Consider the following 26222-nt stretch of genomic DNA (forward strand, 5'->3'; position numbering starts at 1 on the left):
ATTAACTATATTTGCGACATGGCTACTATAAAGGTTGGATTTCTAATTTCATATGATTACGAATTCATTAAAATTTCACTTCCCCGAGTTTACAGTGAAGTAGAGGAGATATATTTTGCTGTTGATGTAAATGGATTGACCTGGTCTGGTGAACCAATTGTAATTGCAGATGAATTTTGGGATTGGGTTAATGAATTTGATATAGAAAAAAAAATCAGGATCTATAGAGATCATTTTTATGTAGATGGATTAACTCCCATGGAATGTGATACAAGGGAAAGAAATCTCTTAGGAAAGCAAATGGGGGAAGCAGATTGGTATGTCCAAATTGATTCAGATGAGTATTTCGACGACTTTCCAGCATTCGCGCAGAAACTCAGGGAATTTAAGCCCTCTGGACCTGTTACAATAGGCTGTAAGATTATAACTCTGTTTAAGCATGTTGCCAAAGGTTATTTATTTGTTGCAGGTTCCAGAGAAGTACTTGATTTTGCTACAAATAATCCCATTTATGATATTGCCAGGAATAATACATCTGGTAATGAGCAGATTGAATGGGAGGACTTGGTCTTACATCAGAGTTGGGCGAGGACCCCGGAAGAAATTTACTTAAAGCTTCACAACTGGAGCCATAAAGATGATTTTAACGTAGAGAGCTTTTTCAAACTGTGGAATGCAATTGATGAACATAATTTTCACGTCGTTCAAAATTTTCATCCTTTGGCTCCGGGTATATGGCCTTCTCTTAAATATGTGGAAGGAGGTCTTGATGGATTGCTTAATTTTGAGGTTGAGGAGCCCGAGGTTTCGGTAAAACGAAAACCGCTGCTTTCTCGTTTATGGAAGGAGATTAAAGGAAGATGATTTCTATAGTAATCAGTTCAGGTGACCCTGAATTATTAAAGGATGTTTCAGAAAATATTTCTCAAACTATTGGTGTTCCTCATGAGGTACTGGGGATCAACAATACCAATGCCCAAATGGGAATTTGTGAAGCTTACAATGAAGGGATCAGGACAGCGAAATACGATCTGATATGCTTCATGCACGAAGACCTGATCATAAAGACTAATGATTGGGGTAAGTTGATCCATGGTTACTTTGATGCTGATCCAAAGCTTGGTCTGATCGGAATTGCGGGCAGTACTTATAAGGCGCTTTGTCCTTCATCATGGTTTACCTGGGTTGACAAGGGTAATATGCGTCAGCTGATTCAACGTTTCAAATACCATAGTGAGGAGCCAAGATTAATCTATGATAATCCTGAAAACTCAAAACTGTCAGAAGTCGTTGCCGTAGATGGTGTATGGTTTTGTACACGAAGAGATATCGCAAGGAAAATAGGTTTCGACAATCAAATGCTGATTGGCTTTCATGGATATGATGTGGATTTTTCTTTAGCTGTGGCACAGGACTGGAAAGTAGCCGTTTCTTTTGAGGTCTTGATAGAGCACTTTTCCGAAGGTGGCTATGATTCCAACTGGCTGAAAAGCACAATATTACTACATAAAAAATGGAGACATGTTCTTCCCAGACGAGCCGGTGCCGGCCTTGACAAGGCAGATGCCTTTCTTTGCGAAAAAAACGCCTTTTTATTTTTATTAGAAATCATGTCTGAGTGCGGTTATACCAAGAGAGAAATGTATCGGGTTCTTTGGGGAAGCCGACTTTATAAAGCGGTAGGTATAAAACAATTTTTTCGCTTTTATAAGTATATCCGCAGGCGATAGTATTTATTTTCGCCTATGCTTCCATAAAGTTCCGGCTAGTATTTTGTAATATGTTGATTTTGAAGTTAAGGGGTTCCTGAAGAGTTGTTCGATTTTAGATTTGAATTCAGACTCAAATGAGTTTCTAAGCGGATAATATTCTCTGTATTGCATTTTGAATGCTTTATAATAATCTTTATCTGAGATCATTTGTCTTTTAAAAAGCATGTTGATAATAGTTAGTGTTTCTATAAAGTTCAGACCGCTCTTCATTGCTTTGCCACTGACATCCTTTTCGTGTTTCCTAAAGTAGTTTAGTAATCGACCGCTGATGTGTACTTTTCCTAAGCGGGAAAGTTCTATCCAAAAAAGCCAATCGCCACATAATTTATAGTTTTTGTAATCATAGGAAATCTCTGAAAATTTCGATTTTTTCCATAAAACCATGCTCGCATTAAAGATGGGGTTATGTAATAACATCTGAGTTCGCATGAAATTTTCTCCTTCTGTGATTTCAGATAACTGCTTATGGCTTGAACTCCAATTGATTTTGTTGCTGTCTTGTATACAATAAGACTGACAATAGCTGATTACGCAATCCTGATCTTGTTCTATACCTTCTATAAGATGTTCTAAAAGAGTTGGTTCACACCAATCGTCACTTTCAGCGATCCAAATATACTCTCCCTTAGCTTGCTTGATTCCTTTTTCCCATTGGATAAATGTACTTCCGGAATTTTGCTCATTATAAATAATGGTCGATACTTTGGGATGTGTACGATATTTCTCTAAAATATCCCGGCTATTGTCAGTCGATTTATCGTCGAGCAGAATCACTTCGAAATCCTGAAATGTTTGATTGACAACGCTATTTATTCTCTGCTGAAGATAGTCAGCATGGTTATAATTTGGAATTATTACGGATATTTTAGGCATTTTTGCGATTTAATTTAGATTTCAACCACCGTTTGAAACGTCTTCTGACTAAGTTATGTTTTTCCCATTTTTCATCCAAACGATAGTCTCTTCTGAAAACTTCGTAGTCGGCTGCTTTCTCTGGCAGGACATATTTAGGATAAGTTAGTTCTCCTATATTTTCATGCGGTAAATTGGCATACGGACTTTGTAAATTAACAGTATGTGTGGCATCTGCTCGAAATCCGATATTAGTAATGAGGTTTACATTGGGATTTACAGACAAGCTGTTGTTGAAAAAATTAAGGATTGCAAGCTGGTAATCCCAGGTGTCTATTTTTCCTGCTTTGACTTCTTTAAAAATATTCGTCCAGGCTTCGATTACAAACCGGTCGCTGAAAATCTTGCGGAATTGATCCTCTACTTCACTTTCTTGATAATTTATCAGATCCTTATCGTAGTCCTTCCAGACCCTTCGCCAGCTGGCCCATCCCCAAACGTGGGTTTGATTGGCAAAATAGATACTGGCATCGCCCCATTTTCTACCCAGTTGATGATTTGCACCGGTTATGTGCCTGATTCTGGTATCGAAACGATATTTTTCCAGCAGAATATCACAATACCTGAAAAAAGAAGGGGCTGGCAGACAATCATCTTCGAGGATGATGCCTTCTTCTTCCTGTTCGAAAAACCAGGTGATGGCTGAAGATATCGCTTCCTTACAACCCAGATTCTGGTCACGAAAAAGGGTATGTACTTCACAATCCCAATCGATATGATCAAAAATCTCCCGGGTTTGCTTGCAAAGTCTAGTTTCGTCCGGGCGGTCCGTCCGTGGTCCGTCTGCTGCAATATAGAGTTTTTTTGGCTTTGCGTCCCGGATCGCCAGAAATACCTTTTGCGTGACATCCGGTCGGTTAAAGACCAAAAAGAGCAATGGGGACTGTGCAATGTATTGGCTCATGGCAAAATTAATGTTCGTGTGTATTTCTCAGTAATGTCTGGTAGGCGTCCAATGTCTGATTCAGGCAATTTTCAAAAGTAAACTTCTTTAGCTGAACATAGCCCAGATCGATATAGGTATTTCTCAGTTCTGAATCGCCGATCAGTTCCTTGACGGTACGCTGAATGGACTCAGAACTTTGGGGATTAAAATAAGCAACTGCGTTGCCACCCACTTCGGGTAAGCAAGACTGATCACTGCAAGCTACCGCACAACCATTTTTAAAGGCCTCCAATATGGGAAAGCCGAATCCTTCCTCCAGGGAGGGGTAAATGAAGACTAAAGCTTCCATATACAACTGTTTCACCAGGGGGTCAGGCGCATTGATCTGCATTAGCTGATCGTCAATGCCCAATTCCTTAAAAAGGTTGGCTTCAGCCTCTGTGAAAGTTCCTCCACCGGTGCAAATAAAACTTAACGCCTGATTCTGAACTAAAATCGGTGCGATGGCCGAAATCATCGTTTCGAAATTTTTATAACCTGCATTGCGGTCGCCTACATACATGAGAAACTGATCTGGAAGTTTTTCTGAAGCTGGCTTTAGCCCCGTTTCAGGTAATCCATGGTAAATCACACGCGTTTTCGTTTCGTACTGTGGATAATATCTAAGTAATTCCTGTTTAGTATATTCAGATATCGCAATAATCAGGTCAGCCGCATCAATCAACTGTTTCTTTTGAGCAATTACTTCTTCCGCATCATCGTAAAGATTTGAATAATTTTCGTGGATCATGTCGTGCACAGTGATCACGAGCGGTTTCCTTAGGTCCTTAAGAAAATAGGGATCATAATAGGTTGCATGAAGAAGGTCAAAATCAGACTTTCTAATCTGAATTGAAGAGAACAAACGATTAATTCCAATCTGTTTTCGCCTGCTTTTTAGCAATAGCCTGCCCAAGCGGTTATTGAAAAGTTGCGGAAAGTGCCTTACGTAATAGTTTTTTGATATGGCCAAAGGTAAACGGGCTGCTACTTTGTCCATTTTATTAAAACCGGTTACGAGATTCGCAAAATAACGCGTAATACCTCCATAATTTTGCAGATCAAACATTTGAGGTTCGTACAAGATGATGAGTTCCTTGGGCATATGGGGTGTGATCAGATAGGGTTATGCTGTCAAAGGTATCAATTTACTCATCAAATGTCTGCATGTCTACCAGCCTTCTATAAAGCCCATTGTTTTCCATCAATTGTGTATGCGATCCTTGTTCGACTACCATTGATCTGTCTAATACGATAATGAAATCGGCATTCTGGATGGTCGACAAGCGGTGAGCAATAATTAAAGAAGTCCGGTTTTCCATCAACTTATATAATGCATCCTGAACTAATTTTTCTGATTCAGTATCTAAGGCTGAAGTAGCTTCGTCCAGGAGCATCAATGGTGGGTTGCCGAGGATCGCTCTGGCGATACAAAGTCTCTGCCGCTGTCCACCTGAAAGGCGAATACCCCTATCTCCAATAGGAGTGTCATATCCCAGATCTGTATTCAGGATAAAGTCATGTGCATTGGCGATTTTTGCAGCAGCAATTACTTCATCGAACGTAGCATCCGGTTTAGCAAAAGCAATGTTATTGAAAATGGTATCATTGAAAAGTATGGATTCCTGATTTACAAAGCCCATCTGATCACGCAATGAAACTGTTTTGACATCACGGATATCCACCCCGTCGATCAGAATACTACCTTGCTTGGGTTCAATGAAGCGCGGTAATAAGTCCATCAGGGTAGATTTTCCTCCACCCGAAGGCCCAACTAATGCAACTGTTTTTCCTTTTGGAATCTCAATGTTAATGTCGTCGAGGATAACCCGATCGCCATAAGCGAAAGACACATTTTTAAACTTGATCCCTTCATGAAAAGGCTTTAGGTCCTGTGCATCAGGTTTGTCGACAACCTCAGGTTTTTCATCAATGAGGTCGAGTACACGTTTGCCCGCAGCAAGTCCAGTGTGAATGGCACTAAAAGCATCTGAAAGTGCTTTGGCAGGTCTGGTTACTTGTGAAAAAATGGCGATATAGGTGATAAACTCCGCAGGTCTGAGGGTAGATTCTCCTGCTAGAACCATAGATCCTCCAAAATAAACGATGCCTGCAACCATCAGTACACCTAGGAATTCAGATACTGGAGATGCCAGTTGCTGTCTCCGCACCATTTTTTGAGTGATCTTAGAGTAGACTACATTTTCGTTATGAAAACGGTCTTTTACATATTCTGTAGCATTAAATGCCTTCACGATTTTAATGCCGGATAGCGCTTCATCCAGATACCCCAACATATTGGCAAAGCTTTCATGCGCCGCTGTTGCCTGCTCACGCAGGCGCTTTACAATTTTAGCGATGATCAGTCCCGAGAGTGGTATGACCAGCAAAGAAAACAAGGTAAGCTTAACGGAGATGGCCAGAAGGAGAATGATATAAACAATTAGTGTTACCGGTTCTTTGAAAATAACCTGAAGCGTATTGGTCACTGTAAATTGTACTACCTGTACATCAGAAGATACTTTGGAAATGATATCGCCTTTACGTTGACTGTTAAAGTAACCCAGATGCAGATTCATTACATTGTTGAAAACCGTTCTCCTAAGGTTCAGCAATGTATGGACACGGAGATCTTCTATGGTACGGGCAGAAATGTATTTGAAGATATTTGACAAAAAGACTGAGGCCACGATGGTCATACACACATATTTAAGGGTAGTGGTGGGGCCATAAGTATCTCTCATGTAGTCGGTCATGGCGTTAAACTGAGCCATAATGTCCCATTTTGAAGGTTCTTCAACCGGTGCTGCAGACTGGATTGCTTTAGCACTGTCGATCAACTCATCTTTATGCTTAAAGAGCGTGTCGAGTAATGGAGCAAGTAAAGCTAAATTTAAGGTGTTGAAAAGGATATAAAGTAAAGTGGCAATTACATAAGGAATAGCAAACTTTTCAATCGGTTTGGCAAATGATAATAATCTGAAATAATCTTTCATTCTAAGTTATTAAAGAGGCAAAGGTAAGTATTTAAATTTGATCGGATTAGAAGAACCTGCTTCCTGGCCTCCGGGATTCTTTGAACTTTCTGAATCTGTATCTAAAATAGATGATATGTCCCAGGTATTTTCTTATGAAAAACGGCTTATCTCTTCTGAAATCAGGATCATTGGCAGTAGATGAGAAACCTTCCATGTTATAGTAGGCAATGTTGATGTTCAGGTACTTTTTAGTAAAGGCACTATCGCCCCAACATTGAATGTTCAGGAGGTAGTCAGCAAAGACAGGATACTTAAGGCTGAAGTTATATGCCTCAAAAACCTGCCTGGGGTAGAGTATGGCCTGGTGACATAGGTTCATTTTTGCCAGTTTATATGCTGAAAAGGTGCCGCCAAGAGCATGGTCTTCGTTGACACAGTTTCCATAATAAATGGTGCTGGCATCTTTAAGCTGGGGGAATATGGATGAAAATGAAGGTAATATCCTGTCATCTGCGCCTAAAAACAACACCCATTTTCCAGTCGCACATTTCAGCCCTTTATTCATCGCATCATATATACCTTTGTCCGGCTCTGAAATGACAAGCGGCGCTATACCTTTAAAATTGCGGATAATTTCAAGTGTGTCATCCTTACTTTGTCCATCAACGATAATCAGCTCATAAGGTTCAGCTACATTTTCGGCAATAGCGTGCAGGCAGTCATGGATATATCTGGAAGCATTGTATGTGGCAATGATGATAGTTAAAACCGGATTTTTGGTTTTTGCTTCTGGAGGGTATATCATATTCAAAGATAGAAAATAGGGGGATGATTTAAACTATGTATATTTGATCGCTATGTTTGAAGCCAATACGATTGATGTTGTGATCCCATCTTTTCGCCTGGAAGAGAGAATTTTGTTGAACATTTTTAATGTTGATATACCCGCGGGTTTTAAAATAAACTTTTATGTTGTTGCCGATAATCCCGAATTGAACATCCCCCTTTCAATTGGAGATTTAGCGCAGAAAGGCGTGATCAACCTCATTGTCAACGTAAGAAATTTGGGCTTCTCAAGGACAAGGAACAAGGGTATAGGTTTAGGAAATGGTAAATGGGTGCTTTTACTCGATGATGATATCGTTCCGGAAAAATCATTCCTGACGGCCTATGCCGATGCAATTTTCTCACAACCCAATGCTGTTGGCTTTGCGGGAGTTACTCGGTTTCCAAGGCCCTTTAATTCTGCTACCCAAGCGATGGAATTGCATGGAATGACGGGGCATTTTAAGGCTGCGGAAAAATATAGGGAGCTGATGTGGGTGCCAACTGCTAACGTGATGCTCAATAGAGAAAAAATGGACAAATCTCTCTTCAATGAAGATTTGCTAAAGGGTGGGGAGGATATAGAATTTTTAGTGCGGACTGCAAAGCGGTCTGGTGAAAAGTATGTAGGAGTGCCGGATGCGAGCGTAGAACACCCGTGGTGGAACAATGGGCGCATTCAGACTGAACGTACTTTTCGGTATGGAGCGGGAGCGGCACAAATAGCGAAATTACCGGCGATCAATGCCCATACCTACCATGATTTTACAAATACTTCAGAAACGCTGTTGCTGCTTGCACTTTCAGCACCTTTTATTTTATCCACTTATTCATGGGGCGTATTATCCAGTTTATTTGTAATTGTGCTTGGCGCTGAAATATTGACTAACGTGATCAAAAGTGTTTACCTGTCCGGAAGACTCTCTTTAAGCCTCGCTGCCTATTTGATTTGGTTAAAAGTCTGTTATGAGTTTGGGTATTTGTGGGAGAATATAAGGGCTGCCAGGCTTAATGGCTTCACTGAGCGTATAGACATGAGCTTTGGTAAAGAACATCCAAGTTGGTTCAGACTCAACAAATGGAAGATCATCAAAATGATTTTGATACTGATTGGACTCAGTCTGCTCAGATTTGTTTAATTCCATTTTTGCAAGTCGTGATTCCGCTTTCAACTACCCTCTGGTAGTTTTTGTAGTTGAGATCTTCATTGTTTCTTGCATTGATCTTGTGATACAGGTGGAAGCAAACCGCCTTCATTTTTAGTTGCCTTTGTTTGATGCCCAGATTGGTCAGCCTGGCCGCCAATTCGATATCTTCATGGCCCCAGCCTTCAAGGTCATTATTATAACCATTAACACGCATAAAGTCTTTTTTCCAAAATGAAAAATTGCAGCCACGAAGGTTGTTTGACCTAAGCTTGTCACCCCGAAATAAGAAAGATAGAAATGGAAAACGTGTTGCATTGATCTTGCTGCCCACACCTTCTGTCAGGGGGTGTATTTGTACATTTTTGGATTGGAGTATACTTCTCGTTCGGCTTTCTGAAAGCATAGAGCGGCTTCCCTTAATATAGAATCCTTTTTTTGCTTCATTCAAATGATCTTCTATGAATGAGGACTGAAGAATGATATCTCCATCTATTTGGATGATGTAATCTCCATTTGCGGATGCCAGAGCTTCATTCATGATGATCGTCTTTCTAAACCCGTGGTCCTCATGCCAAAAATGTTTCACAGGGATATCTGTACTTCTTCTAAAAGCGTCTATCAATGATCTCGTGCGATGGTCAGAGCCATCATCTGCGATTAGAATTTCATCGACAACCCTGGTCTGAGCCGCAATGCTCTTAAATACGAGCTCGAGAGCTTCCGCCCAGTTGTAGGTGGCGATTAGAAGAGATGTGGAATAGGTTGGCATGTTTTACAAATATTGATCAATCCCTTTTTCGCAAAAAACGATCTTTTTCTCTATGGTGTCTTTAAAAAGCTCGGTATTCTTTTGCAGTCGATTTCTGGAGTTCTCCTTGTGGAATAAATGAAAAGCGAGTGCGCCAAGTTTGATAAAACGTTTCTGAATTCCCAGATTCATCATTCTTGCGATAAGCTCTTTATCTTCCGGACCCCAGCCATTAAAAAGCTCGTTGTATCCATTTACTGCTATGAGGTCTTTTCTCCAGTAGGCCATATTACATCCGTGTATCTCGTAAACCTCCTCTCCTTTGTTTTTGTAATTCGTCTCAAACAAGGACCAGAGGAATGGAATTCTTAAGACACTTAATACATTTGTTATGCCTTTGCTAAACGCATGGATTTTATACCGTTTATGCTGAATAATGTCTTTAGTGGTTTTTTCATCGACATAGGCTCTGCTGGCCCTGACAAATGATCCTGGCTTTGAGAAACTAAGATGATCTTCTATAAATCGGTGGTGTATAATAATATCTCCGTCTATCTGGATGATGTATTCGCTTTTAGCTTTTGCAATCGCCATGTTCAATACGATCGTTTTTCGGAAGCCCTTATCTTCATGCCAAATGTGGATGAGCGGAATTGGGAACGCTGCCTGAAACTTGTTGATCAATTCTTTTGTAGCCGCTCCGGAGCCATCATCGGCAATGATCACTTCGGCAGGCAGGACGGATTGCGCCATGACGCTACGCAGGCTCAGCTCTAAGGCTTCAGGCCAGTTGTAGGTCGAGATAATTAACGAAGCTGCCGGTTTGCTGGACATATCAATCGCTACTTAATGATTTTGTAATTCTTGTATTCTCCAATTCTCCATCCGGTAATCTGCTCTATCCTATGAAGAAAAAGACGACGTGGGCTAAGTGCGATGTGTTTGGGATTGTGCTTAAATGTCCAGCTCTGTCCGGCAATAGTTTCATTCATGCTTGATGGATGGCTTTCGTTGAATGGCGCAAGGATGTCCGCGACGGTATTGAAGTCAAATTCTACAGGATCTTCATTGAATTCAACGCCAGATTGATAATAACTGGTGAACCGTTTCACTTTTCCGGTCAGTAAATATGGGTCACGGCAATAAGAATAATGAAAAATCCTGGCATTTAATAGTTTGACGTTCAGTTTTCTGCTATTGGTATTGTTTTCGTAATCTTGAATCGTGGGGTAACTTCTGAAGCCCTGTGAGTCTTTATAAGAGTAAAAGCTAGGGTCATTCCTAATGATCCTTATTTCTCTGCGGTGCCATTTCCTGGTAGTGCCGATATGTCGGTAATCGCCTATAAAATGCAGGAAGTTAAAAAGAAATCCCTCTACCTTTTTATTATTCAGATGATCTTTCATCGCCTGCTGAATTTCCGGCAGGTCGTCTTCATGGAATACCTCATCTGACTGAATGTGAAATGCCCAGTCGCCGGTAACCGCCTTTAATCCAATATTCGCCTGCTGTGCGAAGACCTTTCCTCCTTTAGTGAGCTGATCATCCCACTCTGTATCGATAATCCGGATTTTATCGGAACCAATCGCAGCAATGGCTTCTCTGGTGCCATCGTCAGATTTTCCAACGACAGCAATGAACTCATCGCATATCGGAAGAATAGATTTTATAGATTCAATGACCGGGTAGCCATATTTGAAGCTATTTCTCATGTAGGAAAATCCGCTTACTTTCATTTTGTGTAGATTAATTGTCGGCGCAAACGTTCGTCAGATCACTGTGCCAGCTGCAAATATAAAATTTAAAAAATCTTATTTATAAATTCTAATATTTGTAGAAAACAAGCTCAAAGATTTCATGCAGAACGCAGCAGCACTTGTCGAAGGAATGAAGAATGGAGATTTTATCTCCCTTGCCAGGGTATTGACCTTGGTGGAGAATGAAATAGAGCCTTATGCTGAGATTCTGCGTGAACTCGACATCAATTCTGCTGTTCCGGTAATTGGGATCACGGGGCCTCCGGGAGCAGGGAAGAGTACACTGGTAAATGCCATTACCAGTCAGTTGATTGATTTGGGGAAGAGAATTGCTATTCTAGCTGTAGATCCGACCTCACCCTTCAATTTCGGATCTTTATTGGGCGATCGCATCAGGATGTCCAGGCACTTTAATAATCCAAATGTTTTTATCCGTTCCCTTGCTACCAGGGGTGCTTTAGGAGGAATCTCAGGGAAGAGCATTGAAATGGTAGATGTGCTTAAGTCATCTGGGTTTGACCTGATTTTAGTAGAGACCGTGGGTGTAGGGCAATCGGAAGTAGAGATCGCGGGCCTCGCAGACCGGACCCTGGTGGTGCTCGTTCCAGAATCAGGTGATGAAATTCAGCATATTAAATCAGGACTGATGGAGATCGCACAGGCTTTTGTTGTGAACAAAGCAGATCGTGAAGGAGCCGATACATTTGCCAATAACCTAAAGCAGATGGTGCATCAGCAAGTGCAGGAGATACCGGTTTTTAAGACAGTTGCTGATAAAAACGAAGGTGTGACCGAACTCTGCCAGTGGCTGACAGGACCTCTTTTGGCAGGTCAGGAGCGCAAGGTCATGCTTCTGGCAGAAAAAGCATTTAAGATCATCCAGCACTATCGGATGAGGGATGTGGATAAAAAAAGGTTATCCACAGCGATAGCGCTGGCATTGAGTGAGGAAGAGTTCAATATCTATAGATTTATAGATCAGTGGAAGTGATTTTTGGTTTTTAGGAGGTGTCTTAAAAATAGGACTTGAATTGTACATTTGAATAGAAATATTGATTTTTAAAAGGCAATTCAACCGTTGAAATAAGTTTGGAACGGAGTTTGTACAATCGTTTTGAGAAATTAAAAATTTGTTTAATTTTGCTACACAAAAAAAACATACAATTAAAATTTGTTTAACCTTAAAAAAGAAAATTATGAATTATTCTACTTTAAAAAAGGGTCTAGCAGTTTCTTTTGTTGCGTTAATGGGAGCTACGTCTCTGGTTAATGCTCAGGAAACTGATGCGACTTCATCTTCTGCCAAGGTATTTGGTGGGAGAGGACAGTACAGAACTTGGTCTTTAGGTGTAAATGGTGGTGTTCTTTCTCCATTCGTTGCAGTTGGAGGATCAAACGACTTTACTAACTGGGAGCCAAACTTAGGTTACGGTATCTCTTTGAGAAAACAATTAGGTCATGCATTTGGCTTAGAAGGTAACATCTTCCGTGGAAAACTTTCTGGTACTAATAAAGACGCTGCTGGCGGTGTTGTTAATGGTGTTAGAGATTTCGAAACTGATCTTGCTTACTCAGCTGACATCAGAGGTGTTGTTAACGTAGCAACTGTTGACTTCTTACGTCGCGACAATTCAGTTAACTTCTTCGTTACTGCTGGTTACGGTGTGGTTGCTTACAATCCTAAAGTTAATGGTGTTGACAGAAAAGGTACTTTCGGTGATGACCAAGATAAAGATTACATCAAAGAAGCTTACATTCCTGTAGGTGCTGGTATCAAATTCAAAGTGTCTGACCGTGTTTCCTTCAACTTAGGTTACACTATGCACTTCTTAGACGGAGATAATCTGGATGGAGTTTATGCAAAAGCTACTTCTAAAGATAAATTCTCTTACGGATATGCTGGTTTAGAATTCTCATTAGGTTCTAAATCTAAACCAAACCTTGACTGGGTTAACCCACTTGCTTTGATGTATGATGAATTGAAAGATCCTTCATTGCGTCAAGAAGTTGAAGCTTTGAAAAACCGTGTATCTGCTGTTGAAAAATCTGTTGAAGATTTGAAAAAAGATAGCGATGGTGACGGTGTAGCTGATCAGTTCGACAAATGCCCAGGAACTCCTGCTGGTACTGCTGTTGACGGTTCAGGATGTCCACTTCCTGCTCCTGTAGCTGCTCCTACTACTAGCACTGCTACTGGTTTCGAAACTATCCAGTTTGAATTCAACTCATCAGTTTTGAAAACTGAAGCTTACCCTACTTTAGATAAATTATCTTCAGTATTGCGTGAAAACGGTGGTAAAGTAACCGTAAACGGTTACGCTTCTAGCGAAGGTACTGCTGCATACAACCTGAAATTGTCTAAAGACAGAGCAAATTCTGTTAAAACTTACTTAGTAAACTCTGGCGTTAATTCTAGCCAGGTAGCTACTAAAGGTTTAGGTGAAGCTAACCCAATTGCTTCTAACGATACTGAAGAAGGTCGTATCCAAAACCGTCGTGTTGAAACAGCTAGAAACTAATCGTTTCTAATTAAAATACGAAAAGAGGGTCTCAATTTTGAGACCCTCTTTTTTTTATGCTTATCTTTGGGCTATACCAATTTTCTATTCAGCGGATTTACTACAATGAACAAGATCATCAATACTACAAATGCTCCGGCGCCGATAGGCCCGTATAACCAGGCCGTAATTGCCGGCGGTTTTTTATTCATGTCAGGTCAGGTTGCCATCAATCCTGCAACAGGAGAAGTTATTCAATCGACATTAGCAGAAGAAACTCATCAGGTGATGAGGAATATCAAGGCAGTGCTGCTGGAGGCTGGATATGGCTTTGAAGATGTAGTGAAAACTACGATCTTCTTATCGGACATGAGTCTTTTTGCTGAAGTCAATGAATTGTACGGTTCTTATTTTGAAGGAAATTTCCCCGCTCGTGAAACAGTAGCTGTTAAAGGTTTACCTAAAGGCGTGAATGTAGAAATTTCCATGACCGCATACAAAGCTTAGATTTTGCCAAAGTCAACCTTAAGGTATTTCTTTGCCGGGATCTTATCTTTTGCAATCTGGGGCTTCTTTTCTATTCCCCTTAGAAATTTAAAAACATTTCCCTCGGAAGAGATTCTCTATTACCGGATATTTACCTCATTGGTATTTATCTGGATTGCTATTCTATTGTTTAGGAGAAAGCAGCTTAAAGCCGATTATGCTTACTTGGCTGCCTCTACTCCCAAAATAAGAAAAATGGTGGGCCTGCAGATATTGGCTTCTACCGTTTTTCTCACACTGAACTGGTATACTTACATCTATGCAGTAAATCATGTCAGTTTACAATCCGCAGCATTCGCTTATATGGTCTGTCCTTTGTTGACTGCCTTTGGAGGATTTGTGTTGCTGAAGGAGGAGTTGTCCCGGCTGAAGTTAATCTCTCTGGGAATTGCCCTGTTGAGCATTGTCCTGTTGGCTACGGGCTCAATGGTTGAAGTCGCCTGGTCTGGAGTGATTGCTTTGCTATATGCTTTCTATTTGATCATTCAAAGGAAGATGCAGCATCTCGACAAACTGAATGTGCTTGCTGTGCAAATTGGATTAGCGGTGGTACTGATGTTGCCATTTTACCTTTCCAGGCATGGTGCTGTTCCAGATAGTCTCTGGTTTTGGGGAAACATTAGTGTGGTCGCCCTGGTGTTTACCATCATCCCTCTTTTTCTGAGCCTATATGCCCTGATCGGAATCCCTTCATCTACCTTAGGGATCATCATTTACGTCAACCCAATTATCGCCTTTGCTGTGGCCATCCTTTATTTCAACGAACATATTGACTCCCATAAGCTGTCGGCTTATCTGCTCTTGCTGATTTCCGTTTTCGTGTTTAATTGGGGCATCATCAAAGATATCATTACCTTTAAGGGTAAAAAAGTTTAAAGCCTTGTTTGCTGTTACCTTAGATACCACGATAGAATTTCTCAAAGGCGTAGGGCCTAAACGTGCTGAGCTTTTCCAAAAAGAGCTGGGGGTTTTTACCTGCGAGCAGCTGTTGAACTACTATCCTTTCCGATATATCGACAGAACCCGATTTTACAAGATTAATGAGTTGAACCAGGATTTACCTTATGTGCAGATCCTGGGCAGGATCACCAGCAAAGAGGTGATTGGGGAAAAGCAAAAGAAGAGACTGGTTGCCCGTTTGACTGACGAAACAGGATCTATCGAACTGGTGTGGTTTCAGAGCTTAAAATGGGTAGAAGAAAATGTAAGTAAAGGAAAGGTGTATATCGTTTTTGGTAAGCCTGCATTATTCAATAATTCCTTTAGTATTTCACATCCGGATCTGGAAAATTATCCGAGGCCATCAACGATTACTGGTAACCTCAGGCTTCAGCCGGTTTACCATTCAACGGAGAAATTAAAGAAATTCTTCCTCGACAGTAAGGGGATACAGAAATTACAGACTCAGCTCATTGAGCAGAACATCAGAGAAGTAAGGGAGACCATTCCGCTGCAGGTGCTGGAGAAGTATCAGATGATCTCCCGGAGAGAGGCCTTATTGAACATCCATTTCCCTAAAGACCTTAAAGCTTTAAAAGCTGCAGAGCGCCGCTTGAAATTTGAAGAGCTATTCTTTATACAGCTCCAATTATTGCACAATAAGCAACAGCGGGAAATGCGTTTCAAGGGGCATTCATTTGCTGTAGTAGGCGAAAAAGTCAATACCTTTTATAATGAGATTTTGCCTTTTAAACTCACCAACGCACAAAAGCGGGTGATTAAGGAAATCCGGGTAGATACCCAGCGGGGAATTCAGATGAACAGGCTCGTGCAAGGCGATGTGGGAAGTGGTAAGACCGTTGTTGCTTTGATGAGCATGCTGTTGGCAAATGACAATGGATTTCAAGCCTGCATGATGGCCCCTACAGAAATTCTGGCGAGGCAGCACTATGCCTCTATCGCCTCCTTGGTCAATGATGATCTTGTGAAAGTGGCCATTCTGACAGGAAGCTCTAGTCGTAAAGAAAGGACAAAATTGCATAAAGAACTTGAAGCCGGAGAGATCCATATCCTGGTTGGTACTCATGCGCTGATAGAAGATAAGGTGATCTTTAAAAACCTCGGGCTGGTGGTGATTGATGAGCAGCACCGTTTCGGTGTGGAGCAGCGTGCGAAGCTCTGGAGGAAGAACACCATTCCCCCTCATATCCTGGTCATGACTGCCACGCCGATTCCGAGAACACTGGCCATGACGATGTATGGTGACCTTGATGTTTCTATTATCGACGAATTGCCTGCGGGAAGAAAGCCTATTGAAACCCGGCATTTGTATGAAGGACAGCGACTGCGGATGTTTGGTTTTATGAAGCAGGAAATTGCAAAGGGCAGACAGGTTTATATTGTATATCCGTTGATCAAGGAAAGCGAAAAATTGGACTTACTCCACCTTGAAGCCGGGATAGAGCAGATGAGGTATCAGTTTCCGCTGCCAGATTACCAGATCAGTATTGTACATGGGAAAATGAGCAATGCCGATAAGCAATATGAAATGCAGCGCTTCATAGATGGGCACAACCAGATTATGGTTGCTACCACAGTTATCGAAGTTGGTGTGAATGTCCCTAATGCTTCTGTAATGATCATCGAAAATGCAGAGCGTTTTGGTCTTTCGCAGTTGCACCAGTTGCGTGGACGTGTAGGGAGGGGTGCTGAACAGTCGTTTTGCATCCTGATGTCGGGAAACAAGCTGAGCAAAGACGGCAAGCTTAGGCTCGAAACAATGGTAAAGACCAATAATGGATTTGAGATCTCAGAGATCGACCTGCAGCTACGAGGTCCGGGAGATCTATCGGGGACACAGCAAAGCGGGGTATTGGATCTGAAGCTGGCAGATTTGGCCACAGATCAGCTGATCCTGCAAGAGGCCAGAAATACCATCATAGAAATTCTTAAGGAAGATCCCATGCTGGAAGATCCAAAAAATAGTCTGCTGAGGACTTACCTCATTAAAAGAAGCCGGGGCATTGCCTTCGATAAAATCTCTTAATCTTCGTCGCTTCCCGGAAGAGAACCTGAACCTGAGTAAGCCCCTTTGCGGATGATCGGCATTTTCAGGTACTTGAACAGCTCATCTAAATGTACAAGACTGCCATTCGTCAGGTTGCCCAAAAAGATGACTACAATGTCCTTATCCAGGTCGCGGATGTAGATGTGGCGGAAGCCGTGCCACCAGCCGGTATGGTAAACTACTTTGTCCATATCCTTACCATCGAACATACGCCATCCATAGCCATAGTTGAAATGGCCATTTACTGGTTTGTTGCGGCCTTTATAGGCTGAATCCAGGCTTTTCTGGGTAAGTAACCTGCCGTTTTTCAGGTATTTATCATACAATACTAAGTCATGCAGGGTACTGTAGATTCCCTTGTCGCCCACCGGGCCGTCCAGGAAATTCTGAGCTACAGAATAGCGCCAGGTTCGGTCGTGGCCCACCACATCGACAGGGATTTTCTCGTATTCAGTAGTGGAATATACATGTGTATTTTTCATTCCCGCCGGTTTAAATACGTGATCCATCATGTACTGAGAAAAGCGTTTTCCGGTAACTTTTTCTACGATTGCACCCAATACCATAAAGTTGGAATTGTTATAGTGAAATAATCGGTCAGGTTTGGTATATGGGTTAGGTTTCTTCTCGGCAATGATCTGCATGACCTCCTGATTAGATACCCCTTTTTTCATGTTTCTTTTTTCCTTGCGCCAGATGTCATCGATGAAATAAACATAGTTCATCATTCCACTTCGGTGAGAGAGGAGCAATTGTACCGTGATGCCGTCATAGGGGAAATTGGGATAGAATTTCTTTACATCATCCGTCAGTTTCAGTTTGCCTGCTTCTACCAATTGCATGATGGCAACACCGGTAAAGGTTTTGGTAATGGAGGCCAGCTCAAATTCAGAATTGATCTTAAGACTATCGCGGTGCAGGTAGTCGGCCCAGCCTATTGCCTTTTCATAAAGAATTTTTCCCTTTTTAGCGACCAGCATATTGCCATTGAAACCGTATTTTTTATGCAGATTGTATACAAAATCAGCAATCCATTTATCCCCCTTTGCCGGATCATAAGCCAATAAGAGGCTGTCGGATTTATCGTCTTCTTTGATTCTGACCTTCTTGTCGGCTTCTGCCTGTTTTGCTTTTTCCTCGGGATTGGAACAAGCTGAAATAGAGAAAATGGCGAGCGAAAGGGTTAAGGTCAATAGACGATACTTCATGGACTAGGTGATACGGGTTAAAAAGTCGAAAATTAAGGATTTTTAACACGTTAAACGCAAAAGAATTGAAGATTGTTTGTTTTTATCGGTTCAACAGCTTTTTTACCCGTTCACGGTTTGGCTTGGTACAGGAATTTTAAAGCCATCTGTCAGCAAGAGTGTCCCACCATCTTCTTTGAGCCAACTCTTAATGAAGGTCGGATTCACAAGGTGTGACTGGTGACTGCGAATGAAGCCATGTGGCAGGAGCATGTCTGAATATTCTTTTAGCGAACGCGAGACCATAATTCTTTCTTCGGAATGCAAGTAAAAATAGGTGTAGGTGTTGTCTGCTTCACAACGCACGATGTCACTCACTTGCACATACCTGATTTCCTGAAGCTGGGGTAGCGCTATTTTTGGCGGACTTTGTTCACCCCTTTTGATTAGACTCAAAAGAAAATCCAATTGTTTGTTGTGATTTTTTTCCTTGATTTTTTGATATGCTTTATCAACAGCCTTGACGAGTTCGTCAATATCTACTGGCTTCAACAGATAGTCGAGGGCTGCAAATTTTACAGCTTGAATTCCGTAGTGGTCATAGGCGGTGACAAATATGATCTCAAAGGATTTGTCGGTTAGCAAATTGAGAAGGTCGAAGCCCGACTGTCTGCCCATCTGGATGTCAAGGAAAAGCAATTCCGGGCGGTGTTTGCTGATGGCCAGAGCTGCTTCTGGTACTTCAGATTCCATCCCAAGAATTTGTACTTGGGGGCAGTATTTGCCCAACAAGGACTGGAGGTTTTCCAGGTTTGCAGGCTCATCATCGATCAAAATTGCCTTTATCATCAGAGCCAGTTTGTTAACATTATGGTAATCAGCGTTCCCTGATTACCGCTTTGGATGTTCATCATCATCTTTGTTTGTTTACTGATGGAATTGTAAAGATTGATTCGGTTTTTCATGAGCTGAATGCCATGTCCCTCACTTTTTAGGTTGCTGCTGAAGCCAGGTCCATTATCCGCAATGCTCAGGATGAGGTCATTTCCCCTGCTGGTGAAGTTGATGTTGACGCTTCCATTATCTTTTAGTTCATTTATACCATGTTTAACTGCATTTTCGGCAAAAGGTTGAAGTAACATAGAGGGTATTTCCAGATTTTCGATGTCCAAATGGTCTTCGGTATTTATTTGGTAATGGAACTTAAATCTAAGTTGCTCCATTTGCAAGTAATCATTCAGGAGGCCAATCTCCTCAGAGATGCTGATCTGTTCTTTGGCTTCCAGGACGTTACGAGTTAGTCTTGCAAATTTTCCCAGATACCTATTTGCATTTTCGATGTCGTTTTTGTTCATCAGGTTTTGAATTCCAGCAAGAGCATTGAACATAAAATGTGGGTTTAGCTGTGATCTTACTGCATCGAGTTTCATTTTCGCAACTTCTTTTTGCTGACCCTCATTTTTCGCGAATACATTTTTCCTGATCAGAGATTTAATGAGGAGCACTACGGCGATGAACAATCCGATAAATAGGAATGTAACTATTAAAATGGCGATTTCTGGGCCTCCAAGCATGGATGCAATAATGTGTTTTGGTATCATTTTTTAAATTATTTAGTATTCAAAAGTAGATCATAACCAATATTGAAAAAATGCACAAACAGTGAAATCCGGAAACCAGACAGAATTGGGCATTATCGAGATGGTATTTCGACTACTGAACATTAAATCACCGGCCAAAATAAACAGAATTTATCCAATGTGTATTGAACATCTGACAATAAACACATCGTTTAAAAACTATAAAAATCTTAAGTTTGTGCAGATATAAACTTTAGAACAAATGAATTTTAGAATCGAACACGACACGATGGGAGAAGTTCAGGTACCTGCAGACAAATACTGGGGTGCTCAAACTGAACGTTCAAGAAATAACTTTAAAATCGGACCTGAGGCCTCCATGCCAAAAGAGATCATTCATGCTTTCGGTTACCTGAAAAAGGCGGCGGCACTGGCCAATGCAGAACTGGGCGTGTTGTCGCAGGATAAGGCAGATCTGATTGCTAAAGCATGTGATGAAGTGATCAATGGAAGCCTGGATGATCAGTTTCCATTGGTGATCTGGCAGACCGGCTCAGGTACGCAGAGCAATATGAATGGCAATGAAGTAATTGCCAATCGTGCCCATGTAATCAATGGCGGACAGCTCAGCGATGATAAAAAAATCCTGCACCCAAATGACGATGTGAATAAATCTCAGTCTTCGAATGATACTTATCCTACGGCAATGCACATTGCGGCCTATAAACAAGCCGTAGAAGTGACCCTTCCAGGTCTGGATAAACTGCGCAATACACTGCATGCAAAGGCAGTTGAATTTGCTGATATTGTGAAAACTGGCCGTACGCATTTTATGGATGCTACACCACTGACTTTGGGTCAGGAGTTTTCCGGTTATGTGCAGCAGATCGACAATAGTGTCCGTGCGATCAAAAATGCGCTGGTTATGATCAGCGAACTGGCTTTGGGTGGTACAGCCGTAGGAACGGGTTTAAATACGCCCAAAGGATATGACGTGCTTGTAGCGCAAAAAATTGCTGAACTGACCGGACTTCCTTTCGTAACTGCACCAAATAAATTTGAAGCATTGGCAGCGCACGATGCCATGGTGGAACTTTCAGGCGCTTATAAACGTACTGCAGTTTCCCTGATGAAAATTGCCAACGACGTCAGGATGCTGAGCTCTGGTCCACGCTGCGGAATCGGCGAGATCATCATCCCTGATAATGAACCCGGATCTTCTATCATGCCTGGTAAGGTAAACCCAACGCAACCGGAAGCAATGACGATGGTCTGCGCACAGGTAATGGGCAATGATGTTACGGTGAGTATTGGTGGCAGCAACGGTCATTTCGAACTGAATGTCTTTAAACCGGTGATGGCAGCAAATGTATTGCAGTCGGGCCGACTGATCGGTGATGCCTGTGTTTCATTCAATGACAAATGTGCCGAAGGCATTTTGCCAAACCTGCCTGAGATCCAGAAGCACCTGCAAAACTCGCTCATGCTGGTTACTGCACTCAATCCACACGTTGGCTATGAAAATGCAGCGAAGATTGCCAAGAAAGCACATAAAGAAAACAAGACCCTGAAGGAAGCCGCAGTAGAACTGGGACTGCTTACAGCAGAACAGTTTGACGAGTGGGTTCGTCCTGAAGACATGGTCGGTAGCTTAAAATAGATTTAGCCTATATGTTCAGATTGTTCTTTGCCCTTTTTTTTGTTTCTATTTTAGCCATTTCCTGCCGGAGATTGCCGAATGTACAAGGGGAGGGCTCAGCATCTTTACAAGGTATCTGGAATCAGGATAGTGTGCCGGGATCGGATAAACTGCTGAGTTATACCAAGCACCGGTTTAAGTTTACCTGCGACTCTTTTTATGTGGATCTCGTGACGTATTCCAAGGCCAATTACTATGCTGATTCCTGTTTCAACAATGGCATCTGGAAAGAATATGCCAAAGGTGTTTACGAGCTGAGAGCCGATACCTTGTTTCTGCTCGGCACCTGGACGAAAGCCAATTACAAACAGAAGGTTTCAGGGTGTTACCGTATCGGACAGTACATCAGAAGTTTTAAAATGAAGACAGCAGAACCTGGCTTTTTAAATTTTGAGAGCATCGATGACCAAAGGGACATCAGCCTGGTGCTCAAACAGCCAATAAAATGCATACCACAGGAATTATAAATCATACCTTTTTATCATGAAAAAATCTGCTCATCAGAGATTTAAAATCGCAGTTGTCGCTGCACTTATTTATCTGCCCATACAGGCCAGCGCCTGGGGCATGCTTGGTCACCGGATTGTCGGTCAGGTTGCAGAAAATTACCTGACTAGTAAAGCCCGTAAAGGAGTGCTTGCTGTACTCGGAAATGAAAGCCTGGCTATGGCAGCCAACTGGGGTGATTTCATTAAGTCTGATCCTGCTTATAACTATTTGTACAACTGGCATTTTGTAAACTTGCCGGCCGGACTGGATCAACAAGGGGTCTTCCAGTTCCTGGAGAAAGATACTGCAGCCAACGTATACAATAAAACGCTGGAAATGGCCGAGGTTCTGAAGAGTAAAAGCAGTACTGCAGAGCAAAAGAAGTTGGCGATGCGACTCCTGGTCCATATGATAGGCGACCTGAACCAACCGATGCACACCGCACGTAAAGAAGATCTGGGCGGAAACAAGGTGTATGTCACCTGGTTTGGTGAAAAATCAAACTTGCACCGCGTCTGGGATGAGTCCCTAATCGAATACCAGCAACTGAGTTATACGGAATATGCTAAGGCCATCAATTACCCAACTAAAGCGCAATTGAACCTATGGAAGGGAAATGCACTCAAAGACTTCGTTTATGGATCTTACCAGGCCTGCAACCGGATTTATGCTTACAGCAAGCCGGAAGATAAACTGAGTTACAAATACAATTTTGACTTTGTAGACCTGCTCAACGAGCAATTGCTCAAAGGCGGGGTATGCCTGGCCAATGTCCTCAACGAAATCTATCAATAATGAAGATACTGATGGTTTGCCTGGGAAATATCTGCCGGTCCCCGCTGGCAGAGGGCATCATGCGGCATCTCACAGAGGAGCAGGGACTCAACTGGCATATTGCCTCTGCAGGAACGGGCAATTGGCATGTCAATCAACCGGCCGATAGGAGAAGTATCGCCGCGGCGAGGGATTTCGGTTATGACATATCAAAGCAGCGGGCCAGACATTTCAATGAAAGTATGTTTGAAGAGTATGATGTCATTCTAGTCATGGACCGGAATAACCTCAGAGACGTCCTGAAGCAGACCGATCAACATCAGCACCGCAGTAAGGTGAGGTTGTTTCTAACGGATGAAAAGGAAGTCACAGATCCTTACTTTGACGACCGGCTTTTCGAACCGGTATTACTTGAAATAGAGGAACGCTGTAAACAGCTGATTGAAGAATTAAAGCCATTGTCCCGATAGACAATGGCTTTAATATTTTAAGGAAAGTTATACCCCGAACTCTTTGTCGAGATATTCAGATACTTTACCAATTGCATTGTCAATGGTATCACTCAGAATGGTGATGAATGAGCCCGATTTGGCGGTTGCCATAATGTATTTCAGGCAGTCATCACCGTTGTTATTGATGATGATCTCCATATCCGGTTTTACTTCCTGGATACCTTTGATCAGGAGGTCAATCAGCTCTTGTTGCTGACGACCGCGCAGGTATTTTTCCTGGCAGATGATGATCTTATCGAACATTTGGGCGGCAATGCGTGCCGTTTCCATGATGTCGCCATCCCTTCTGTCGCCCGTAGCCGAGATCACGCCCACATGTTCGGTTGCTTCTATGCTTTGTAAATAGTTCTTAATGCCATTGAAGCCTGCAGGATTGTGTGCAAAATCGACCAGTACCTTGAATTCTTTGAACTTAAAGGTGTTCATTCTGCCTGGCGTTTGTGCTGCGGAAGGGATGAAAGTCTCCAGTGAGCTGCGGATGTCTTCAATTTTATAGCCCCAAAGGAAGGTAGCCAAAGTGGCTGCCAGCACATTCTGGATCATGAAATCTACACTGCCGCCAAAGGTTAGCGGTATATGCGTCACTTTCTCCACCCTGATCTTCCAATCGCCCTTCTTGATGGTGATGTATCCATTTTCATAGATTGCCGCAATGCCACCTTTTTTGCAATGCTCCACGATCACTGGATTCTTCTCGTCCATACTGAAATAGGCTACATTACAATCTGCATTGTTGGCTATCTTAATGCAATATTTATTATCTGCATTCAGTACGCCCCAACCTGTACGTTTTACGGCGCCAATGATCACCGCTTTCACTTTGGTGAGGTCGTCAAGTGTATTGATATCGGAGATACCCAAATGGTCTTCCTGGATATTGGTGACCACACCAATATCGCATTTATTGAAGCCCAGTCCGGCACGGAGAATTCCGCCCCTGGCGGTTTCCAGGACTGCAAATTCTACAGTTGGGTCACGCAGGATAAACTCAGCACTGACCGGGCCCGTGGTATCCCCTTTCATCAGTTTGGTATTCTGTACATAGATTCCATCTGAAGTGGTGAATCCCACACGTGTGCCATTGCTTTTTACGATATGGGCAATGAGCCTGGTGGTAGTCGTTTTTCCATTCGTTCCGGTCACGGAGATGATGGGAATCCTGGCATCCTTACCGAGGGGATACAGCATGTCAATTACCGGAGCAGCCACGTTTCTTGGCAGGCCTTCACTAGGCGCCAGGTGCATCCTGAATCCAGGCGCAGCATTTACTTCCAGCACTACACCTCCATTCTCTGTGAGGGGTTGGGTCAGGTTCTCTGCCATGATGTCGATGCCGCAGATGTCCAGTCCGATCACTCTTGAAATCCTTTCGCAGATGAATACATTTTGAGGGTGCACAAGGTCAGTTACATCTATGGATGTACCACCTGTACTCAGGTTAGCGGTCGACTTCAGGTATACGATTTCACCTCCTGCGGGAATGCTCTCCAACGTATAGTTCTTCTTTTCGAGCAAATCTAAGGTGTCACGGTCCACAGTGATCTCAGTCAATACATTCTCGTGTCCGTAACCCCTGCGTGGATCTTCATTCTCCTTGTCGATCAGTTGTTGTATCGTGAGCTGGCCATTTCCGGTCACATGAGCCGGTACCCGCAATGCTGCGGCAACCATTTGGTGGTCAATCACCAATACCCTGAAATCGTAGCCGGTGATGAACTTCTCGATGATCACCTTGCGGGAATAGTTTTTTGCATATTCAAAAGCAGCGGTTGCGGCTTCATCCGTTTTTACATTGATGGAAGCACCCCGGCCATGGTTTCCGTCCAGTGGCTTGAACACCAGCGGATAGCCCACACGTCTGATCGCGTCAGGAAGATCAGCAATATCTGAAATGGTTACACCCTTAGCCACAGGAATAGCGGCATCCTGAAGCAGGCGTTTGGTTTCATCCTTGTTGCCAGCAATATCTACGGCAATGGAATTGGTTTTCTCCGTCATGGTTGCGCGGAAGCGAACCTGATTTTTTCCGTAACCCAATTGGACCAGGGAGCTTTTGTTGAGCCTGATCCAGGGGATGTCCCTGGCAATGGCCTCATCTACAATAGAACCTGTGCTCGGTCCAAGGCGTTCCATTTCACGGAGTTCGCGCATTTTCTGAATGTCACTGTCCAGGTCATACTCCTGATTGTCTATCAGGGCCTGGGCGATCTTCACTGAAGCCTCTGCGGCATACACACCTGCCTTTTCCTCCAGGTAGCTGAATACTACATTATATATACCTTCGGTTTTGGTCTGACGCGTGCGGCCAAAACCAGTATCCATTCCAGCGATGGTCTGGATTTCCAGTGCGATGTGTTCAATAACATGCCCCATCCAGGTACCTTCTTCTACCCTAGCCAGGAAACCTCCCGGTGCACCTTTAGAGCAGCGGTGGGTATGGAGGGAAGGGATCAGTTTTTCAATCCTTTCCCTGAAACCATCAATTACGTTTGTCGGTCGTTGCTCCAGTTCTTCAAGATCCAGCCTCATTTGGATCAGTTTTTTCCTGTTGATCGACCAAATGTTCGGTCCACGCAGCACCTGTATGCCTAAAATCTTCATATTTTTTTATGTAATGTTTGTTCGTTGTTAATTTTTTCCGGTCGCCGACAAAGCCGTCATGATACTCATGCCCACGATGTTGTGAGTTTGCTTAACTCCAATGACCATCGATTTGTTTTTAATATGTTACGCTCGGATAAAATGTTGGGTTGGGGATATTAAAGTATAAAAAATAATTGAGATGCGGTGAATATATTTCAGCAAGGTGATTTAATGTTAAATTTTGCATGATGAAATTGTTAAGGCCCGGATGGGACATGAAGT

At 42.5% G+C, this 26222-nt stretch carries 24 protein-coding genes; 12 read left to right on the top strand and 12 right to left on the bottom strand.

The features are described from left to right. Positions 1-18 precede the first annotated feature (18 nt). Both WAE59_RS14035 and WAE59_RS14040 read left to right on the top strand, forming a co-directional pair. Positions 19-864 (top strand): hypothetical protein, encoded by an 846-nt coding sequence (locus WAE59_RS14035; RefSeq protein ID WP_337856607.1) that lies wholly within the window; start codon positions 19-21, stop codon positions 862-864. Next, the gene (locus WAE59_RS14040; RefSeq protein ID WP_337856608.1) at positions 861-1730 is read left to right on the top strand and encodes a glycosyltransferase; all 870 of its coding nucleotides are present in this window, start codon (positions 861-863) and stop codon (positions 1728-1730) included. The genes WAE59_RS14035 and WAE59_RS14040 overlap by 4 nt, the downstream gene beginning before the upstream one ends. 3 nt (positions 1731-1733) lie before the next feature. Here the strand turns inward: WAE59_RS14040 and WAE59_RS14045 are convergent, their stop codons facing one another. From WAE59_RS14045 to WAE59_RS14065, 5 genes are read right to left on the bottom strand one after another with little or no spacing between them, the layout of a single operon-like run. Then, the gene (locus WAE59_RS14045; protein ID WP_337856609.1) at positions 1734-2645 is read right to left on the bottom strand and encodes a glycosyltransferase family 2 protein; all 912 of its coding nucleotides are present in this window, start codon (positions 2643-2645) and stop codon (positions 1734-1736) included. After that, the gene (locus tag WAE59_RS14050) at positions 2638-3588 is read right to left on the bottom strand and encodes a nucleotide-diphospho-sugar transferase (RefSeq protein WP_337856610.1); all 951 of its coding nucleotides are present in this window, start codon (positions 3586-3588) and stop codon (positions 2638-2640) included. Before WAE59_RS14050 ends, WAE59_RS14045 begins: the two co-directional genes overlap by 8 nt. A 7-nt stretch (positions 3589-3595) precedes the next feature. Then, positions 3596-4714 (bottom strand): glycosyltransferase family 4 protein, encoded by a 1119-nt coding sequence (locus WAE59_RS14055; RefSeq protein ID WP_337856611.1) that lies wholly within the window; start codon positions 4712-4714, stop codon positions 3596-3598. A 43-nt stretch (positions 4715-4757) separates the two neighbouring features. Further along, positions 4758-6605 (bottom strand): ABC transporter ATP-binding protein, encoded by a 1848-nt coding sequence (locus WAE59_RS14060; RefSeq protein WP_337856612.1) that lies wholly within the window; start codon positions 6603-6605, stop codon positions 4758-4760. A gap of 46 nt (positions 6606-6651) precedes the next feature. Beyond that, positions 6652-7392, bottom strand: a complete 741-nt coding sequence (locus WAE59_RS14065; protein ID WP_337856613.1) for a glycosyltransferase family 2 protein — start codon at positions 7390-7392, stop codon at positions 6652-6654. Positions 7393-7444: 52 nt separating this feature from the next. Here WAE59_RS14065 and WAE59_RS14070 point away from each other — a divergent pair, with 52 nt between their 5' ends. After that, positions 7445-8551, top strand: a complete 1107-nt coding sequence (locus WAE59_RS14070) for a glycosyltransferase family 2 protein (RefSeq protein ID WP_337857421.1) — start codon at positions 7445-7447, stop codon at positions 8549-8551. Here the strand turns inward: WAE59_RS14070 and WAE59_RS14075 are convergent. The 3 genes from WAE59_RS14075 to WAE59_RS14085 are packed head-to-tail and all read right to left on the bottom strand — an operon-like array spanning position 8538 to position 11044. Then, the gene (locus WAE59_RS14075; protein ID WP_337856614.1) at positions 8538-9329 is read right to left on the bottom strand and encodes a glycosyltransferase family 2 protein; all 792 of its coding nucleotides are present in this window, start codon (positions 9327-9329) and stop codon (positions 8538-8540) included. The genes WAE59_RS14070 and WAE59_RS14075 overlap by 14 nt on opposite strands. Positions 9330-9332: 3 nt before the next feature. Next, positions 9333-10142 carry a glycosyltransferase family 2 protein gene (locus WAE59_RS14080; RefSeq protein WP_337856615.1) on the bottom strand — a complete coding sequence of 270 codons (810 nt, stop codon included), beginning with the start codon at positions 10140-10142 and terminating at the stop codon, positions 9333-9335. 8 nt (positions 10143-10150) lie between these two features. After that, positions 10151-11044: a glycosyltransferase gene (locus tag WAE59_RS14085; protein WP_337856616.1), complete on the bottom strand. Its 894-nt coding sequence runs from the start codon at positions 11042-11044 to the stop codon at positions 10151-10153. Positions 11045-11165: 121 nt separating this feature from the next. Here WAE59_RS14085 and meaB point away from each other — a divergent pair, with 121 nt between their 5' ends. The 5 genes from meaB (at position 11166) to recG (ending at position 17095) form a co-directional block, all read left to right on the top strand. Continuing rightward, entirely contained in the window at positions 11166-12056 is an 891-nt protein-coding gene (gene meaB / locus WAE59_RS14090) for a methylmalonyl Co-A mutase-associated GTPase MeaB (protein ID WP_337856617.1), read from the top strand. 205 nt (positions 12057-12261) lie between these two features. Further along, the gene (locus WAE59_RS14095; protein WP_337857422.1) at positions 12262-13584 is read left to right on the top strand and encodes an OmpA family protein; all 1323 of its coding nucleotides are present in this window, start codon (positions 12262-12264) and stop codon (positions 13582-13584) included. 105 nt (positions 13585-13689) lie between these two features. After that, on the top strand, positions 13690-14070 hold the full coding sequence (locus tag WAE59_RS14100) for a RidA family protein (RefSeq protein ID WP_337856618.1): 381 nt from the start codon (positions 13690-13692) through the stop codon (positions 14068-14070). A 3-nt stretch (positions 14071-14073) separates the two neighbouring features. Further along, positions 14074-14985: an EamA family transporter gene (locus WAE59_RS14105; protein WP_337856619.1), complete on the top strand. Its 912-nt coding sequence runs from the start codon at positions 14074-14076 to the stop codon at positions 14983-14985. A gap of 4 nt (positions 14986-14989) precedes the next feature. After that, complete coding sequence (recG, locus tag WAE59_RS14110; RefSeq protein ID WP_337856620.1) at positions 14990-17095, top strand: ATP-dependent DNA helicase RecG; 2106 nt, start codon at positions 14990-14992, stop codon at positions 17093-17095. Here the strand turns inward: recG and WAE59_RS14115 are convergent. The 3 genes from WAE59_RS14115 to WAE59_RS14125 all read right to left on the bottom strand — a co-directional run bounded on the left by WAE59_RS14115 (position 17092) and on the right by WAE59_RS14125 (position 19904). Beyond that, a complete protein-coding gene (locus WAE59_RS14115) occupies positions 17092-18324 on the bottom strand; it encodes a serine hydrolase domain-containing protein (RefSeq protein WP_337856621.1) in 1233 nt (410 codons plus the stop codon). The two genes, recG and WAE59_RS14115, sit on opposite strands and share 4 nt — an antisense overlap. Positions 18325-18426: 102 nt before the next feature. Next, on the bottom strand, positions 18427-19152 hold the full coding sequence (locus tag WAE59_RS14120) for a LytR/AlgR family response regulator transcription factor (protein WP_337856622.1): 726 nt from the start codon (positions 19150-19152) through the stop codon (positions 18427-18429). Then, on the bottom strand, positions 19152-19904 hold the full coding sequence (locus WAE59_RS14125; protein ID WP_337856623.1) for a sensor histidine kinase: 753 nt from the start codon (positions 19902-19904) through the stop codon (positions 19152-19154). Before WAE59_RS14125 ends, WAE59_RS14120 begins: the two co-directional genes overlap by 1 nt. A gap of 241 nt (positions 19905-20145) precedes the next feature. Here WAE59_RS14125 and fumC point away from each other — a divergent pair, with 241 nt between their 5' ends. The 4 genes from fumC to WAE59_RS14145 are packed head-to-tail and all read left to right on the top strand — an operon-like array spanning position 20146 to position 23315. Further along, complete coding sequence (fumC, locus tag WAE59_RS14130) at positions 20146-21543, top strand: class II fumarate hydratase (protein WP_337856624.1); 1398 nt, start codon at positions 20146-20148, stop codon at positions 21541-21543. Positions 21544-21554: 11 nt separating this feature from the next. Then, positions 21555-22049, top strand: a complete 495-nt coding sequence (locus tag WAE59_RS14135; protein WP_337856625.1) for a fumarate hydratase — start codon at positions 21555-21557, stop codon at positions 22047-22049. Between the two features lie 16 nt (positions 22050-22065). Continuing rightward, positions 22066-22866, top strand: a complete 801-nt coding sequence (locus WAE59_RS14140) for a S1/P1 nuclease (protein WP_337856626.1) — start codon at positions 22066-22068, stop codon at positions 22864-22866. Further along, entirely contained in the window at positions 22866-23315 is a 450-nt protein-coding gene (locus WAE59_RS14145) for a low molecular weight protein-tyrosine-phosphatase (RefSeq protein ID WP_337856627.1), read from the top strand. Before WAE59_RS14140 ends, WAE59_RS14145 begins: the two co-directional genes overlap by 1 nt. Before the next feature lie 27 nt (positions 23316-23342). Here WAE59_RS14145 and cphA read toward each other — a convergent pair whose 3' ends face one another. Further along, entirely contained in the window at positions 23343-25958 is a 2616-nt protein-coding gene (cphA, locus tag WAE59_RS14150; RefSeq protein ID WP_337856628.1) for a cyanophycin synthetase, read from the bottom strand. Positions 25959-26222: the final 264 nt, after the last annotated feature.

Source organism: Pedobacter sp. GR22-6, from assembly GCF_037402555.1.
In the GTDB taxonomy this organism is placed as follows: domain Bacteria; phylum Bacteroidota; class Bacteroidia; order Sphingobacteriales; family Sphingobacteriaceae; genus Pedobacter.

Bases quoted from the DNA above. Each gene is read 5' to 3' on its own strand.
- WAE59_RS14035 (WP_337856607.1), top strand. From the start codon at position 19: ATGGCTACTATAAAGGTTGGATTTCTAATTTCATATGATTACGAATTC.
- WAE59_RS14040 (WP_337856608.1), top strand. From the start codon at position 861: ATGATTTCTATAGTAATCAGTTCAGGTGACCCTGAATTATTAAAGGAT.
- WAE59_RS14045 (WP_337856609.1), bottom strand. From the start codon at position 2,645: ATGCCTAAAATATCCGTAATAATTCCAAATTATAACCATGCTGACTAT.
- WAE59_RS14050 (WP_337856610.1), bottom strand. From the start codon at position 3,588: ATGAGCCAATACATTGCACAGTCCCCATTGCTCTTTTTGGTCTTTAAC.
- WAE59_RS14055 (WP_337856611.1), bottom strand. From the start codon at position 4,714: ATGCCCAAGGAACTCATCATCTTGTACGAACCTCAAATGTTTGATCTG.
- WAE59_RS14060 (WP_337856612.1), bottom strand. From the start codon at position 6,605: ATGAAAGATTATTTCAGATTATTATCATTTGCCAAACCGATTGAAAAG.
- WAE59_RS14065 (WP_337856613.1), bottom strand. From the start codon at position 7,392: ATGATATACCCTCCAGAAGCAAAAACCAAAAATCCGGTTTTAACTATC.
- WAE59_RS14070 (WP_337857421.1), top strand. From the start codon at position 7,445: ATGTTTGAAGCCAATACGATTGATGTTGTGATCCCATCTTTTCGCCTG.
- WAE59_RS14075 (WP_337856614.1), bottom strand. From the start codon at position 9,329: ATGCCAACCTATTCCACATCTCTTCTAATCGCCACCTACAACTGGGCG.
- WAE59_RS14080 (WP_337856615.1), bottom strand. From the start codon at position 10,142: ATGTCCAGCAAACCGGCAGCTTCGTTAATTATCTCGACCTACAACTGG.
- WAE59_RS14085 (WP_337856616.1), bottom strand. From the start codon at position 11,044: ATGAAAGTAAGCGGATTTTCCTACATGAGAAATAGCTTCAAATATGGC.
- meaB (WP_337856617.1), top strand. From the start codon at position 11,166: ATGCAGAACGCAGCAGCACTTGTCGAAGGAATGAAGAATGGAGATTTT.
- WAE59_RS14095 (WP_337857422.1), top strand. From the start codon at position 12,262: ATGAATTATTCTACTTTAAAAAAGGGTCTAGCAGTTTCTTTTGTTGCG.
- WAE59_RS14100 (WP_337856618.1), top strand. From the start codon at position 13,690: ATGAACAAGATCATCAATACTACAAATGCTCCGGCGCCGATAGGCCCG.
- WAE59_RS14115 (WP_337856621.1), bottom strand. From the start codon at position 18,324: ATGAAGTATCGTCTATTGACCTTAACCCTTTCGCTCGCCATTTTCTCT.
- WAE59_RS14120 (WP_337856622.1), bottom strand. From the start codon at position 19,152: ATGATAAAGGCAATTTTGATCGATGATGAGCCTGCAAACCTGGAAAAC.
- WAE59_RS14125 (WP_337856623.1), bottom strand. From the start codon at position 19,904: ATGATACCAAAACACATTATTGCATCCATGCTTGGAGGCCCAGAAATC.
- fumC (WP_337856624.1), top strand. From the start codon at position 20,146: ATGAATTTTAGAATCGAACACGACACGATGGGAGAAGTTCAGGTACCT.
- WAE59_RS14135 (WP_337856625.1), top strand. From the start codon at position 21,555: ATGTTCAGATTGTTCTTTGCCCTTTTTTTTGTTTCTATTTTAGCCATT.
- WAE59_RS14140 (WP_337856626.1), top strand. From the start codon at position 22,066: ATGAAAAAATCTGCTCATCAGAGATTTAAAATCGCAGTTGTCGCTGCA.
- WAE59_RS14145 (WP_337856627.1), top strand. From the start codon at position 22,866: ATGAAGATACTGATGGTTTGCCTGGGAAATATCTGCCGGTCCCCGCTG.
- cphA (WP_337856628.1), bottom strand. From the start codon at position 25,958: ATGAAGATTTTAGGCATACAGGTGCTGCGTGGACCGAACATTTGGTCG.